Consider the following 14,382-nt stretch of genomic DNA (forward strand, 5'->3'; position numbering starts at 1 on the left):
ATAACCCGTCAGTTCCAGATAGGCGCGCCCAAGATCAGCGCCATCGCGGCTCACGCGCACCGCGCCTTCCCAGTACACCGCGCCGGTAGACTGCCGCGAGTCCAGTTCCTGGTCGTCCATCAGCGGATCGAGTTGCCATGTCAGCGCACCGGTTCGCACCGACATCGACACCGGGTACGACGTGTTCGTGCGCGGCGAGCGCCATGTGCGACGCGGCGTAAAGTCGACCTCGTTCGGAGCGAACGTCGTGACTCCTCCGTCGCGGTCGCGCAATGCAGCATGCGCCCACATCGCATGTCCGTCGCGGCTGCGCACCTTGAAGGCCATCAGCGCCGAACCGTCGGAGAGATTGGCGCCCAGCCAGTCCCATCCCACCGCATTCGCGTCGAGCAATGTGCTCGACCACTCATGATCGAGCCATGCAACGCCCGTCACGGCAGTGTCTCCATGCGATGAATCGCCATTGGCGCCCGGTCGCCTCACGCTGCCCGACACGCTCAATTGCGGCTCGCTGTAGTAGTAACTGGCCTGTTCCGGCCGCGGGCCTTTGCGTGAGTAGCCATGTTCGCCCTGAATCAAAGGCGCTTGCGTTGGCGTTAACTCGATATGCAACGCGAAATCGCCGGCATCGGCGGCGACATCGTAGCGGCCATCGGCGGCACGAACGATTTTCCACGCGTCGAGCTTGACGTCGGTATTCGCGGGCTTCGCGTAGGCGAGGCCGAATCCCTCGCGCCCAATTCGCTGATCGTGCACGAGGTGGCCGAGTGCAGGATCACTCAACGCAGCGTGTGCGATGATCAATTGAGAAGGCGCAAAAGCACTCGGATCGGCGGCATCGTGTCCCGTTGCCGAACGGAAGAATGTGATCTGAAAACCGAGCGGCCGATTATCGGGCGTAGTCAACCAGCCGGTGGCGTACCACCACTCGGTGCGAAAATCGGCGTGAGCGCCGGTGTCCATCGGCAGCGCGATCTGGTGGTCTTTCGTGACGACGGCAAATTCCGGCGGTGCGGCAGCGACCATGTTGGCCGACAAGGCGAACGCGCCGACAACGAACAAGTGGGAGACTCGTGGGCGAGTCCGACGAAAACGCGCGGCCGAAACCTCGATCCCCGTTTTCGCCCAATGCATGGATTGAGGCGCCATCGATTGACGCGCCACTAACCGGCGCAAAGCTCGCATCACCAGTCCTCCTTGACCGCGCGCACTGCATCCACGGAAACGGCGCCACGTCCCGCAATCACCGCTGTGGAACACGACGACGCGAGCATCACGAGTGCAACTGTGCCCAGCATCGTCCACGGAACATGCAGCGACATGCTCCAGTGAAACGACTGCGGATTGACGACGAATACAAGAATCAGACTGATCGCAAAGCCGAGAACAAAACCCATTGCGATGCCGCACGCGGTGAGCATGCCGCCTTCCAGTGCGAGGATCGCGAGAATTTGCGACCGCGTCACGCCGACGTGCCGCAGCATGCCGAACTCGCGAGCGCGTGCGAGCGTCTGCGCCGAAAATGTTGCGGCCACGCCGAACAAGCCGATGACGATAGCGACCGCCTCCAGCAGGTATGTGACTGCAAAGCTTCGGTCGAATATCACGAGCGTGCGCGCGCGAATGGCGCCAGGTTGCGAGATGTCCAACCTCGCGCCGAAAGGCAGTGCACGCAATCCCGCTATCGCGCGCCCGATGCTCGAACCTCGCTCGACGGTAACCGCGACATCGGTAGCGCTCGTGTCGGCGGTGAGGCGACGGTAGTCGACAAGCCGTATCTGGATCGCGCCCGTCTGCCGCGCGTAATCGCGCCATACGCCGGCCACCACGAACACATTTGCACGCTCGCCGATGGGCAAGCGGATACGCTGTCCGAGCTTAAAACCGTATAGATCCACCATTGCTTCGGACACCCAAACAGGCGTTTCAGCGCTTCCCAGATCGCGCGGCGTAAGCACAGGTCCCGTCATTTGCAGATTTGCACCCGGATCGGTTGCGTCGATCTCTCGTGCGAGTATCGCGATGTCCGGACGCGCCGGGTCGAGCGTGATATGTGAAGTGCGCGCGAACGCCGCCCTTGCAATGCCCGGCACGGCCGCAAGCCGAGTCTGCTCAACAGGACTCAAGCCGCCTGTGTCGCCGTTTTCCGCGACGCGCACATAAAGATCAGCCGACAGTAGATGGATCAGCCAGTCCTCGACGGACACACGAAAGCTGGCCACCATGATCGCCATTGCAACGATCAGCGCGAAGCTCGACAACACGCCGCCCATTGCAATCGACGCATGACCCGGCGCATTCGCCAGACGCGCGAGCGCAAGCGTACTGGCCGCACCGGCCCGTGAGCGTGATGCGAACCCCCGGCTCGCTACGCCGAATATGAAAGCGGTGACCCGCGGCATCAATGCAATTCCGCCGATCAGCAGTAGCGCAACGGCCACATAACCGCCAATCGGCGCGTCGAACCATGGCGGTGCTTGCGTGAGAAGCGCGGCGATAACCAGGCACAAGAGGGCGGGCCACGGCGTGGCGAGCCGCGCGAGCGCGCCTTCTTCGGCACCGGCCTTGAGTGCGGAAGCGGGCCGTGCGCGCGCTGCTTCCAGTGCCGGCGCGAGGCTGCCGAGAACTGCCACGGCGATGCCGAGCGTGAGGAAAATCGCAGTTGCGACTGGTTCGAAGCCGACCTGCGGCTGCACGCCGGGAAAGTAGCCGCCGCCGAGATCGCTGCCGAAAAATCGCAACGCGCCGGCAGCGAGTGTGTAACCGAGCGCGAGGCCGCATAGCGAACCGAGCAAGCCGAGCAGCGCGCCTTCCAGCAGAATCTGACGCAACAGTTGGCCGCGTGTCAGTCCGAGCACGCGCAGCATCGCAAACTGCGCGCGACGACGCACCACGCTCAGTGCCTGCGTCGAAAACACGAGGAACGCCCCGGTGAAAAGCGCGACCAGCGCGAGCACGTTCATGTTGATTCGATAGGCGCGCGACAGCCGGTCCGTGCGGCTCTCGACGTCACGCGCTTCGGCGACGACCCATTGGCTGCCCAACTCATTTTGCAGATCGCGTTTGAAGCGCTCTCGGTCGACACCGCGCTCGAGCTGCACGTCGACGCGCGAAAGCTTGCCGACCTTGCCGAACTTCCATTGAACCGCGGCAATATCCATGATCGCGAGCCGTTGACCCGGCCTCGTTCTCACGATGCCGCCGGCCACCCGCAAGCGCACGATCGACGTGCCGCTTTGGAGCGCCACCTCATCTCCGGTCTTCACACGCAGCCATTCTTGCGCGGCAGTCGAGAGAAACACGGCGTCGGAAGCGAGCGTGTCGAAAGGCTGTCCGGTCGACGGCACGCCCATCAGATCCGGCGCAATGCGGCTTGCCTTGAACACGTCGATGCCGAGAACAGGCAAAGCCGCGTTCTGTCCCGGCACCGTGACGTCTAGCGCGAGAACGGGACTCGCAAGCGCGACACCTCTTTGCGTGGCGAGGCGCGCATAGATCGACTCGTCGAGTAGCGGCTGAGCGCCGCGCACCTGCAGATCTGCCTGGCCGGAGAGGCTGCGCGCCGCAGCGGAGAACTCGTTGAAGGCCGCGCTGTTGATCAGTTGCACAGCGTAACCGAGCGCCACACCCAACGCGATGGTTGCGATCGCAACGAGCGCGCGTGCCCGATGACTACGCCATTCGGCGGCGAGCAGCCATCGTGCAAGAATGCGATGTCCGCGTCCGCGTCCGAGTGCGGAGCGCTGCGAATCAGCGGGCGTCATCGGTTGAACGGGCAGTGATTTGCGCGCCGTGTTGCACCTGTGACGGCGTCGGCACTTCCGACGCGGCATGCAAGCCGCCATCGCTGAGAATCATGATGCGGTCGGCGACGGCGGCAGCGGCCTCCGAGTGCGTCACCATCATCGTGGCCGCGCCGGTCGCCTTGCTCTGCGCACGAAACAACGCGAGCACGCCGTGGGCCGTATCGGGATCGAGGTTGCCCGTCGGTTCGTCGGCGAGGATCAGAGTAGGGCGATGGACCAGGGCGCGCGCGATCGCAACGCGTTGCATTTCGCCGCCCGACAGTTGCCGTGGAAAGTCATCACCGCGGCCTTCGAGTCCGACTGCCGCTAGCATGTCGAGCGCCGCGGAAGAGGGCAACTCGTTTAGCAGCAGTGGCAGCGCGACGTTCTGCGCAAGCGTCAAATGCGGCAGCACGTGAAACGCCTGAAACACAAAGCCGAGTTTTTGCCTGCGCAGACGCGTCGCGGCATTGTCGTCGAGACGCGACACGGCATGGCCGCCGATCATCACATCGCCGCTGTCCGCCTGATCGAGCCCGGCAATCAGATTGAGCAGCGTCGATTTGCCGACGCCTGAGTCGCCCATGATCGCGACGAACTCGCCGGGCGCGAGTGTGAAGTCGAGATTTGCGAGCACGACGCGGCCCGCGCCGTAAGTCTTGCTAAGCCCGCGGCACTCGAGCGCGGGAACGACACCTTCGTGAGAAAACACCATGCAAGGTCCGGAGAATGAGGTCGACGCGGCGGCATCCGCTCGCCGAATGCGCGGCCTTCGATGTGTTGACCGCCGAAGTATATTCGGCTTCTGTAAGGTGCGTCGGCGCATCCGCTCCTCGTGTGAAGCCTGCGTCCGGTGACGGCTTTTCCCGACATGGCACCTGGTTGCGCGCCTGCTCCTGCAAAAAAATATTTCTGTCCAATAAAGCGCCGGCTGCAGTTTGGTACTCGAAAAGACCGGCACGCGGCGCTGTCGAACGCATTCCGTGTGCCTCGAGACGATATCGCCATGGCGCACATCATGAACTGCCCGTAAATAGTGGTCAAAAGCGCGCTTCTGCGGGAAATTCGTCGGGCCGCGAACGATCGCCATTCTGTTTGTGCAGGTGCACATTTTTTCACCTTGTGCAAGCGACGCTGCCGCAATAAGTCATTGTCTGGGGCATTAACGCAATGTTGCGCTGCAAAACTATTCTTATCTTGGTAATCTCCCACCTCGTCGTTCGACTGCGGGTAAACGTGTAGTCGAGCGAAGTCTGCACACGACGCCCCTGCTGGCCCCGAACCCTACATATTCGCTTCAATGCTTTCGAAATCGAAAGCGTTGGTGCGGCGTTTTGTACTTCAAGTTTTCGACAGCGCACATGCCATTGCCTCTCCTTAGTCTGCTTATCTGGATCCCTATCGTTGCCGGCCTCGTCGTTTTGCGAGCCGGGTCGGACACGGCTCGCGGCCGTACACGGTGGCTCGCATTGATCGGCGCGTTTGCGGGCTTCGTACCCGTGATTCCGCTGGTCGCGAATTTCCGCAACGAAGCGACGTCGATGCAATTCGTCGAAAACGTCAGATGGTCACCGACTTTCGATATCGCGTGGCACGTCGGCGTCGACGGCATTTCGCTGTGGCTCGTCGCGTTGACCGCACTGACGACGATCATCATCGTGGTCGCTTCGTGGGAGTCGATCACCGAGCGCACTGCGCAGTACTTCGGCGCATTCCTGATGTTGTCCGGTTTCATGCAGGCCGTGTTTACGTCGCTCGACGGCATGATGTTCTTCGTCTCGTTCGAAGCAACGTTGATTCCGCTTTATTTGCTGATTGGCACATGGGGACACTCCAATCGCTCGTATGCCGCAGTGAAGTTCTTCTTCGTGTCGTTCCTTGGCTCGCTGATGATGCTGATGTCGATGCTGTATCTGTACAGCCAGACGCATAGCTTCGACCTTGCGCTGTGGCGGGAAACGCGCCTTGGCACGATGCCTCAAGTACTGATCTTTCTCGGTTTCCTCGCGGCATTCGGCGTGAAGGTGCCCATGTGGCCGCTCCATACATGGTTGCCCGACGTTCACCTCGACGGTCCCACTGGCGCTGCCGTGATGATCGGCATGCTCAAACTCGGGGGCTACGGCCTGCTGCGTTTCGCATTGCCGATCGCACCGCAGGCAAGCCACTTTTTCGCGCCGATGATAATTACGCTGTCGCTCGTCGCGGTGATCTATTCGAGTCTTCTCGCGCTCGTGCAGACCGACATGCGCCGCCTGCTCGCGTATTCGACGGTGGCTCACATGGGCCTCGTCACGTTGGGTCTGTTCGTCTTCAACCGTATCGGTCAGGCCGGCGCGATCGTGCAGATGCTGTCGTACGGCGTGGTGTCCGGCGCCATGCTGTTGTGCACGGGCATGCTCTACGATCGCACCAAAACGGCCGCGATCGCCGAGTACGGCGGCGTTGCCAACACCATGCCGCGTTTCGCCGCGTTCGTGATGTTGTTTTCGATGGCGAATGTCGGCCTGCCGGGCACGTCCGGTTTCGTCGGCGAATTCATGGTGCTGATGGGCGCGATTCGCTTTAACTTCTGGATCGGCGCAATGGCGGCGTCTACGCTGATTCTGAGCGCGGCCTACACGTTGTGGATGTATAAGCGCGTAATTTTTGGTGCGATTGCGAATGCGCGTGTGGGCAACCTGAAAGATGTCGGCAGGCGCGAATTCGTGTTGCTCGGCGCAATGGCGTTGCTGGTACTCGCAATCGGACTGGATCCGAAGCCTCTCACCGACGCCATCGACCCGTCGGTCGGTACGTTGCTGTCGCAATCGGAGCGCTCCACGCGTCCGGAGCCGACGCCCCGCGATGGCGGCGATCACCTGCAAGCAGCAGCCCCCACAGCGGTTGTTGCCGTAACCCGTACGCCAGGTTGACAGGGCAGTGTGAATGCCGGAATAGTCGATTCCCGTTCGGCAGAATGCGCGCACAATAGACGCATATGCCGCATATGCCGAACTGAGCACGAATCGCACTTTTCATGCAGTCACACACAGGAGAGCCCATGAGTCAGCAGAAAGCCGTGGAGTATTCCGCAGCGTCGCCCGAAGTCAAAGCCGTGTACGACGATATCAAGGAGACGCGTCAGGTCGACGACGTCAACAACTTCTGGAAGTACATCGCGCAGCATCCGCCGACGCTCGCGCGCACGTGGGACAGTCTGAAAGACGTGATGAAGCCCGGCGCGCTCGATCCGTTAATGAAAGAACTGCTCTACGTGGCCGTGAGCGTGACGAACAACTGCGGTTATTGCGTTGCGAGTCACACGGCCGCCGCTCGCCGTGCGGGTATGACCGATGAGATGTTTGGCGAACTGCTCGCAGTAGTTGGCATGGCTAACGAAACGAACCGCCTCGCGGTGGGATACCGCGTGCCGATCGACCCAGCGTTCGAGTAGGCCGATTTACGCCTTGCCGCGCCACGCGGCAAGCAAACCCGGCAAGTCGTTCATGTCGCGAAACACCTGAGTCACACCGACTGCCTGCAATGCGGCAGCGCTGCTATGCCCGAACTCGTTCGGGCAGTAACCGAACACCGTCGCGCCGGCTGCAACGCCGGCAGTCGCGCCCGTCACCGTGTCTTCGACAATAGCGCAGTGCGCTGGGTCCACATCCAACGCCGCCGCCGCGGCGAGATACACATCGGGGAACGGCTTGCTCCGCGGGGTTTCGTGACCGCTGAAGATGCGCCCCTCGAAGCAGTCCAGGATCCCGGCCTTGGCCAATTGCAATTCGACTTTGATCCGATCCGCACCGGACGCAACAGCAATTCGTCCCTTCAAGGTTGCGTGGAGCGAACGCACCGCTGTGGCGGCGCCCGGTATCGCGGTCAATTCCTGTTCGAGCGCTGCGTTGCGGCGCGCGCGAAATTGCATCAGCCAGTCGGTCGTGATCGCAACACCAGTGCGCGCTTCGATCAGCGGCGCTTCGTCCTTCACCGCCTTGCCGACAAAAATACGCATCGTCTCTTCAATGCTCAGGTGCCAGCCCAACTCACCGAGCATCTCGGTGAGTACGCGGTTAGTGATCGGCTCTGAGTCGACGAGCACGCCGTCGCAATCGAAAAGTACGGCGTGAAACGGAAAATCGGCCATCGGGAAGAGTGGGAAGAGATCGCGGAACGGGAGAGCATACAACAACGCGCCGCGTGGCGCTGCGCGCTTGCGTGACCGCGCGCAGCGCGAAGAGTCACGATCCCTTGGCGTCAAACCCGTCACTCAAGGTCTTCATGAACGCAATAATGTCCTGAATATCCTGATCCGTCATTGCAGGCTGATCTCCAGGTTTGCGATCGAAGGGTGCGTCGGACACATCTACGTTCGCGTGAAACTGCGGCGGCAGATCGTTGTACTTCTGCACCTTGCCCGATGCATCGCGCGGATAGATCTTTTCCGGCGACGTATTACGCAAATTGTAGAAGTCCATCACCTGCTTCAGGTCGTGATACACGCCGTTGTGAAAGAACACCTTCCGGTTCGCGACATTGCGTAGTGTGGGTGTCAGGAACATCCCGCAATACTGCGTCTGTTTCGCGAGATCTCCACGAAACGGCCCACATACCCCCATATCGAAGAACTTTGGATCTTTATTCGCGGGAATGGCAGGATTGCGCGGCACACCCAGCGCTTCGTATTGCGTATCGGTAAACACCGGCGGCAGGCCGTCCTTGCTCGGCTGACTCAGGTGGCAGCCCGCGCAATTCGCTTTGTCCTTGTCGTTGAACAATTGCAGGCCGTGCAGTTCGGCATGCGTGAGGCGAGCTTTGCCTTCCAGCCAGTAATCATACTTACTCGTGAACGCGTGGAATGACGGATCTTCGATCTGATAACGCCCCACCGCGAACATCGCTTCCGAAATCAGCAGGCTCGGATTGCCGACAATGGCCGGCCCGAACATCTGCTTGAACTGGTCGATGTACTTCGTCTGCAACAGTTTGTGCGCGACGTCTTCCGGCGTTTTGTTGGCCATTTCGACGGGATTCGTCAGCGGGCCGATTGCCTGGTCCTGCAAAGTATCGGCGCGGCCGTCCCAGAAGAGCCCGCCTTGCGGCACCATCGCCGGAGCGGCAGGCGTGGCGAGAGCGGTCTTTTGCGCACGCGCCACGCCGCTTGCCTGCGAAGCGAGTTGCGTCAGATCCACCGGCACATCCGTGTCGCCCTGGTCGGGACCAATGCTGAACGGCGCCTGACGATACAGATACGTGAGCGATGGCGGCGGACGAAAACCCGCGTCGGTCATATGCGCGCCGCCGAGCTGAACAGGAAACGCGTTGTCCGGCGCGTACGAGTTCTTCGGCGAGTGGCACGACGCGCAAGACTGCGTGCCCGAAGCCGACAGCGACTGGTCGAAAAATATCTCCTTGCCGAGCAGCGCCACCGCGCTCAGTGGCGCGCTTGCCGGACGCAAAAGATGCATCGGTCGAGGGTTCGCGCCTGTGAGGTTCTCAACGATCGTGCCGACTGAGGCCGGCATCCGCTCCGGATAAACAAGCGCATATGCGCTGAGCGCGACGGCCGCGATAGCGATGCAGGCGGCGCTGCGTGCAAGCAGCCGGAGCACTGAGCGGCGCGCGAGAACGGGACCGGGTTCGCCGCTCGCGGGAAGAGTCGGCGGCAGGGCGGCGTCTGGAGCTTGGTTCATGGCGGTCGTGACAATAGTTCTTCTGATGCGATCAAAAGGGCAAATCGAGCCAGCACGTATGCACTGGCTCGACGCCGACTACGCTTTGCTGCAAGCCGTGCTCTGCGTCATGACACCGCGTTGGTCAGCGATGCGCGCGAGATACTCGCGCATCGCATGAACGCGGGTTGCCTGGTCGCAAGTTTTTGCGCGGCTCCTGTCCAGCTGTTCGTCAGATTGCCGGCGCTTGCGCCAGCTTCGTGCCGAGGTTCTGGTCCAGATAGAGCGGCGCATTGTTGCCCGAGCCCGAGAAGTCGAACATGTTCATGATGCTGCCCGCAGTGGCGTCGAACGAACCGCCGCCAATGCGTTGACCGCTGAGCCAGTTATCCTCGATGAACTTCACGACCGATGCCTGAGTGATCGGCGTGTCGTCGACGAAGTTCGCCTTCGCCCACGGCGAGACCACGATAAACGGCGTGCGCGTACCCGGACCGCAACGGCCGTTCACCGCGCCGCCGTTCACGCCCTGCGGCTGCACCGCGCCCGCGGCCGTGCACTGGCCAGCCGCGCTCAGGTTGTCGCTGCCCGCCACCGTCTTGCCGCCTGCCGATTGCGGCGTCGTCGAGTCGAACGACGAGCTCGTAGGCGCCTTGTAGCGATGGTCGTACCAGCCGTCCGAATCGTCGTAGGCGATGATCACAGCGGTGTTCTTCCAGTCAGGCTGCTGCTGCAGGAAGTTGATTACCTTCGTGACGAAAGCCTGTTCGTCGATCGGGTCCGAGTTGCCCGGATGGCCGTCCTCGACCGCCGGCGCCTTCAGGAAGTTGACCGACGGATAGTTGCCCGACTTCACCGCGGCAAAGAAGTCGTCGGTGTCGTACTGGTGATGAACCGGCGTTGCGGTGTTGTCGAGCGGATCGGCCGCACCGATCACGGCCGTCGACGACGGACGCGTATGCGCAAGGTTCGCCGTGCTCGCGTAGTACTGGAACCACGCGTGGTGTTGCACGTAGTCGGTCTTCGTCGCGTTGAGCACCTGCGAGAAGGTCGAACGGGCGCAGCCCGTTGTGCCGTTCGCGTTGACCGTCTGCAGATTGAAGCCGCCCATGAAGCCGCCCCACGTGATGTTCTTCGCGTTGAGCAGGTCGCCGATGTTCTTGTTGTTCGACGACATCGTGCCCGTGACCGTGCTGCCCGCCGCGGTCGTGCAGACGTCACCAGTCGGGTCGAGGTCGCCGACCATCGTGAAGCCGCCGGCCGAATCCGGAATCGCGTTGCCCGACGTGCCGCCCGAAACGATGACACCGTTGTTCTGGCCGGAAACGACTGCGAGTGCGCCAGGCGTCGACGGACCATACGTGTCGGTGTACGCGTTCTGGTTCATCGCGAAGTGCTGCGCGTAGTTCCACAGCGCGGTGACGGTGTTGCCGTCGAAGTAGCCGAGCACCTGGCCCTTCGTCGCGAATGCGCCGGTGCTGCCGGCGATCGTCGAACCGGCTGCGGTGAAGAGCGGGAACGAGTCCATTGCGCCGTTGTTATAGGCGAGCTGTTCGGCGGCGTATGCGTGGTTCTGACTCGACGTGTTCGCTTGCGAGCGGTCGAGGCGGAACGGCAACAGATCCGCTGCGGGAAGACCGAGCCCGGCGATAGTCACCAGACCGACCGTGCGGCCTGCCGTATTCGGCGACGTAGATAGCGCATTGGGGTTGGTCGCGATCAGATTGTTGCTCGCGAGATTATTGACCGTCGGCGTGCCTGCGGCCGCCGTGAATTGCGGTTCGCCCACCGGATTCGACGCTTGCGGATAAGTCGCGAAGTAGTGGTCGAACGAGACGTTCTCGCCGAAGATCACGACGACGTGCTTGATCGGCGTGGCCGTGGCCACGGCATCCTGTGCCGTCACCGACGGTGCCGGCGATGAGGCCGGCGTCGACGATGCGCTCGGACTGATGCTGTGATTGCCGCAAGCGGCGAGCGTCAGCAGCGCGGCAAAGGGAATGGGTAAGAGGGTTCTACGGAACATGTGACTGGCTCCAGATTCGACTTCGCCGTTCAGCGCTTCCATTAATGTACGTGTGGAGTTCGCTGGGGATATTGTTTATTGGAAATGGTGCGGTGCTTGTCGCTGCTCCACGCTGCGGCAACCACAAGCTGCGCGCATTGAAGCATTCGATGATTAAGATTTAAGGGCGCGCATATTACGTTGGCTCTCGGTCGCCATTCATTTCGATAACCGTTGCTGTCGTTGTGCTGACGGTGACGCTGGCGCGCGGCGGCAAAGAGCACCAGTTCGTGCACGGCGGCCCGGCACGACGCATGCTGCGGGATCCAGACGTAGTTCGCCGGACAGGCCGCCAAAAAGGTGCGTTGCCGTGATCCCGTTATCTCTTTCCGAGGATTCGCCATGACAGTGAAGCTCAAACCGGTCGGTCAGCAGGTCATCGTCATTACCGGGGCGACGAGCGGTATCGGCCTCGCTACTGCGCGTCTTGCCGCGAGCAAGGGAGCGCGGTTGATGCTGGTCGCTCGCGACGAGGAAGCGCTGACCGCGCTCGCCAGGCAACTCGGCGACCAGGGCGCGCTCGTCGACTATGCGGTTGCCGACGTCAGCAACGCCGAGCAATTGCAGGCCGCCGCCGACAAGGCCATTGCACGCTTCGGCGGCTTCGACACGTGGGTCAACAACGCCGGTGCGTCGATCTACGGCCGTTGCGCCGATGTGCCCATCGACGAGCAGAAAGAACTGTTCGAGACGAACTTCTGGGGCGTCGTGCAGGGATCGATGATTGCGCTCGCACACCTGAGGCAGCGCGGCGGTGCGCTGATCAATCTGGGCAGCGAGCTGTCGGACATCGCGCTGCCGCTGCAGGCCGCATATGTCGCGTCGAAACACGCAGTAAAGGGTTATACCGACGCATTGCGCATGGAACTGCTAGAGGAGCGCGTGCCGGTTTCAGTTACGTTGATCAAGCCGTCGGGCATTCATACGCAGTTTGTCGAACACGCCCGCAATCATCTCGACGTGCAGCCAAAGCTGCCGGCGCCAGTCTATGCACCGGATATTGTCGCGAGGGCCATTCTGCATGCCGCGGCCACGCCGGTGCGCGATCTGTATGTCGGCGGTGCATCGGCGGCAATGGTCACGTTCGCGCGTCGAGCGCCCAATCTGTATGACCGCGTGATGGGCCGTCTTGGCATATCGTCGCAACGGACTCAGGAGCCGCCGCACACGGCGGCCGGCAATAACGGCGGCGATGGTGCATTGCGCGAGCGTTCCGAACAGAAGCGCCGGGTGTTGGAGTCGAGCTTGTACACGCAGGCGTCGATGTATCCGCGGCAGACGGCATTGCTTGCCGCCGGCGCAGCGGCGGTGTGGATGCTCGCGCGTTATGCGCGGTCGTCGCATGGGGGACGCGTGTAGGCGAAGAGCCGCGCGCGTGATTCACTTACCAGGATAAAGAGCGACGAGAAAAAGGGTAGCGCCTCATAGGCGGCAGCAGCGCGGGAGCAGTGCAAGGCGCAACCCTTCGTCGTCCGATGCAATCAGGCGTAATGCCACTGAACAACTCGGGGCGATCAGCCTCCGCCGCCGTTCGGGCTGCCTATCGTGAGCTTGTTCGATACGGACTTCACGCCAGCGACGCTTTTCGCCACGTCCTCGGCTTGCGGAATCTGAGCACCGTCAGGCACCGATCCTGTTAGCGTCACTGCGCCGCCGCGAGCTCGCACGAACACGTTCGACACATCGAAGCCCTGCGCCTTTGCCAACGCCTTGCGCACGTCGAGACCGAGCTTGCGGTCCGTCTTTTTCACCGATTTTGTGTGCGCAGTGGAGGAGTCCGTCATGTCGGACGGCGCCGCATCGCTCGATTGCGCATAGGCGCTCGATGCAGTTGCCACACACAATGCGATGCCGAGCGTCTTCAAAAGATTGACTGTTTTCACGTTTTCTCCATCCTCGAAAAGTTGATGTCGCTTCGTTGCATGCAAAATAATACGCGCCTGTGAACGGTGTCCGCTCACTGGGAGCATCCTGTCTTGTAGAAACGCAATGCCGTGGCGCTCCCGGCGCGCTTAAACAATAGTTCAGCACGCGCGCTCATGCTGGAAAAACTGGCGGTGGCGTCTGCACTGGCAGGCATCAGTGCGCCATATGCGGTTTGGCATTAAGCTCTCAACGGCGAACCGTGCGTGAGGATGCGCACGATCCGCCGAAGAACGATGAGTCGCACAAAACCTTGAATGCACTTGCCAACTTAAGAGGGAGTCAGCCATGAAGCGCGTTGCCATCAAACAGATCATGCTGGGCCTTGCGGTTACCGCGATGGTCGCAGCCGGTATGCCACTCGCCTCCGCGCAAACCACGACCGACACTGACACACAGACCGCGGAACCCGGCGGAGCCAGCGCCGCCAAGCCGACCAAAGCCGAGCGTAAAGCGGCCCGCAAACAGGCTCGCGCGAAGAAGAATGCAGAGCTTAAGAAGCTGGAAGACGCAGGCTATCAGCCGTCGCGCAACGACCCGAACTATCCGACCGATCTGCAAAATGCGCAGAAGAAGGCGGGCATCGGCACAGGCGCGAGCCAGTAAGCATTAACCCGTAATTCGTGCCACCGGGCAGCGCGATATCGATGCTGCCCGGGGCAATGCTCTTTCAAATGGCGCGCCTGGCGTGACCGGTCGTTTCGACTGACGAATAACAGGCAAGTAGCCGCCAAGTAAAACTCGGTGTTGCGCAGCGACACCGGCGCGTCTGGTCGTCGCGCGGTGTTTTTTCTGCTCTCGAAACCCTACATTTGGCTTGTAGCGACATCTTCGCCTGACGCTTCCCGTATGGGCGAAACCCTTAGCCATCAAGGCTTTCACGGCGGCTAGACTTCGTTCGTGCGACATGAGTGTCGTATTTCCTCATGTGGTTGTCGCAAATAGTCGGCTA

Annotated in this window: 11 protein-coding genes; 4 read left to right on the forward strand and 7 right to left on the reverse strand. The window is 61.6% G+C overall.

Going from position 1 to position 14,382, the window contains the following annotated elements:
* From BCA01S_RS35400 to BCA01S_RS28335, 3 genes are all read right to left on the reverse strand, one after another.
* The coding region (locus tag BCA01S_RS35400; RefSeq protein WP_255218485.1) for a lipocalin-like domain-containing protein at positions 1-1,026 on the reverse strand (1,026 nt) is incomplete at its 3' end.
* Between the two features lie 158 nt (positions 1,027-1,184).
* A complete protein-coding gene (locus tag BCA01S_RS28330; protein ID WP_027779797.1) occupies positions 1,185-3,764 on the reverse strand; it encodes an FtsX-like permease family protein in 2,580 nt (859 codons plus the stop codon).
* Entirely contained in the window at positions 3,751-4,500 is a 750-nt protein-coding gene (locus tag BCA01S_RS28335) for an ABC transporter ATP-binding protein (protein ID WP_027779798.1), read from the reverse strand. The genes BCA01S_RS28330 and BCA01S_RS28335 overlap by 14 nt, the downstream gene beginning before the upstream one ends.
* Positions 4,501-5,146: 646 nt before the next feature.
* On the opposite strand from BCA01S_RS28335, the gene BCA01S_RS28340 reads away from it, so the two are divergent.
* Together BCA01S_RS28340 and BCA01S_RS28345 are read left to right on the forward strand one after the other, a co-directional pair.
* Positions 5,147-6,700 carry an NADH-quinone oxidoreductase subunit M gene (locus tag BCA01S_RS28340; protein ID WP_027779799.1) on the forward strand — a complete coding sequence of 518 codons (1,554 nt, stop codon included), beginning with the start codon at positions 5,147-5,149 and terminating at the stop codon, positions 6,698-6,700.
* Positions 6,701-6,828: 128 nt separating this feature from the next.
* Positions 6,829-7,221: a carboxymuconolactone decarboxylase family protein gene (locus tag BCA01S_RS28345; RefSeq protein ID WP_027779800.1), complete on the forward strand. Its 393-nt coding sequence runs from the start codon at positions 6,829-6,831 to the stop codon at positions 7,219-7,221.
* Between the two features lie 6 nt (positions 7,222-7,227).
* Here the strand turns inward: BCA01S_RS28345 and BCA01S_RS28350 are convergent, their stop codons facing one another.
* The 3 genes from BCA01S_RS28350 to BCA01S_RS28365 form a co-directional block, all read right to left on the reverse strand.
* Positions 7,228-7,917, reverse strand: coding sequence for an HAD family hydrolase (locus tag BCA01S_RS28350; protein WP_027779801.1), 690 nt, complete (start codon positions 7,915-7,917; stop codon positions 7,228-7,230).
* A gap of 94 nt (positions 7,918-8,011) precedes the next feature.
* Entirely contained in the window at positions 8,012-9,463 is a 1,452-nt protein-coding gene (locus tag BCA01S_RS28355) for a cytochrome-c peroxidase (protein ID WP_027779802.1), read from the reverse strand.
* Positions 9,464-9,674: 211 nt separating this feature from the next.
* Positions 9,675-11,468 carry a phospholipase C gene (locus BCA01S_RS28365; protein WP_027779803.1) on the reverse strand — a complete coding sequence of 598 codons (1,794 nt, stop codon included), beginning with the start codon at positions 11,466-11,468 and terminating at the stop codon, positions 9,675-9,677.
* Positions 11,469-11,849: 381 nt separating this feature from the next.
* Between BCA01S_RS28365 and BCA01S_RS28370 the strand changes: the two genes are divergently transcribed.
* A complete protein-coding gene (locus BCA01S_RS28370) occupies positions 11,850-12,866 on the forward strand; it encodes an SDR family oxidoreductase (protein ID WP_027779804.1) in 1,017 nt (338 codons plus the stop codon).
* Between the two features lie 155 nt (positions 12,867-13,021).
* On the opposite strand, the gene BCA01S_RS28375 is transcribed toward BCA01S_RS28370, so the two are convergent.
* Entirely contained in the window at positions 13,022-13,390 is a 369-nt protein-coding gene (locus BCA01S_RS28375) for a BON domain-containing protein (protein ID WP_027779805.1), read from the reverse strand.
* A 328-nt stretch (positions 13,391-13,718) separates the two neighbouring features.
* On the opposite strand from BCA01S_RS28375, the gene BCA01S_RS28380 reads away from it, so the two are divergent.
* Positions 13,719-14,036, forward strand: coding sequence for a DUF4148 domain-containing protein (locus tag BCA01S_RS28380; RefSeq protein WP_027779806.1), 318 nt, complete (start codon positions 13,719-13,721; stop codon positions 14,034-14,036).
* Positions 14,037-14,382: the final 346 nt, after the last annotated feature.

Origin of the sequence: Paraburkholderia caledonica NBRC 102488 (assembly GCF_000685095.1) — a bacterium.
GTDB lineage: Bacteria > Pseudomonadota > Gammaproteobacteria > Burkholderiales > Burkholderiaceae > Paraburkholderia > Paraburkholderia caledonica.

Bases quoted from the DNA above. Each gene is read 5' to 3' on its own strand.
- BCA01S_RS28380 (WP_027779806.1), top strand. From the start codon at position 13,719: ATGAAGCGCGTTGCCATCAAACAGATCATGCTGGGCCTTGCGGTTACC.
- BCA01S_RS28340 (WP_027779799.1), top strand. From the start codon at position 5,147: ATGCCATTGCCTCTCCTTAGTCTGCTTATCTGGATCCCTATCGTTGCC.
- BCA01S_RS28335 (WP_027779798.1), bottom strand. From the start codon at position 4,500: ATGGTGTTTTCTCACGAAGGTGTCGTTCCCGCGCTCGAGTGCCGCGGG.
- BCA01S_RS28350 (WP_027779801.1), bottom strand. From the start codon at position 7,917: ATGGCCGATTTTCCGTTTCACGCCGTACTTTTCGATTGCGACGGCGTG.
- BCA01S_RS28345 (WP_027779800.1), top strand. From the start codon at position 6,829: ATGAGTCAGCAGAAAGCCGTGGAGTATTCCGCAGCGTCGCCCGAAGTC.
- BCA01S_RS28365 (WP_027779803.1), bottom strand. From the start codon at position 11,468: ATGTTCCGTAGAACCCTCTTACCCATTCCCTTTGCCGCGCTGCTGACG.
- BCA01S_RS28355 (WP_027779802.1), bottom strand. From the start codon at position 9,463: ATGAACCAAGCTCCAGACGCCGCCCTGCCGCCGACTCTTCCCGCGAGC.
- BCA01S_RS28370 (WP_027779804.1), top strand. From the start codon at position 11,850: ATGACAGTGAAGCTCAAACCGGTCGGTCAGCAGGTCATCGTCATTACC.
- BCA01S_RS28330 (WP_027779797.1), bottom strand. From the start codon at position 3,764: ATGACGCCCGCTGATTCGCAGCGCTCCGCACTCGGACGCGGACGCGGA.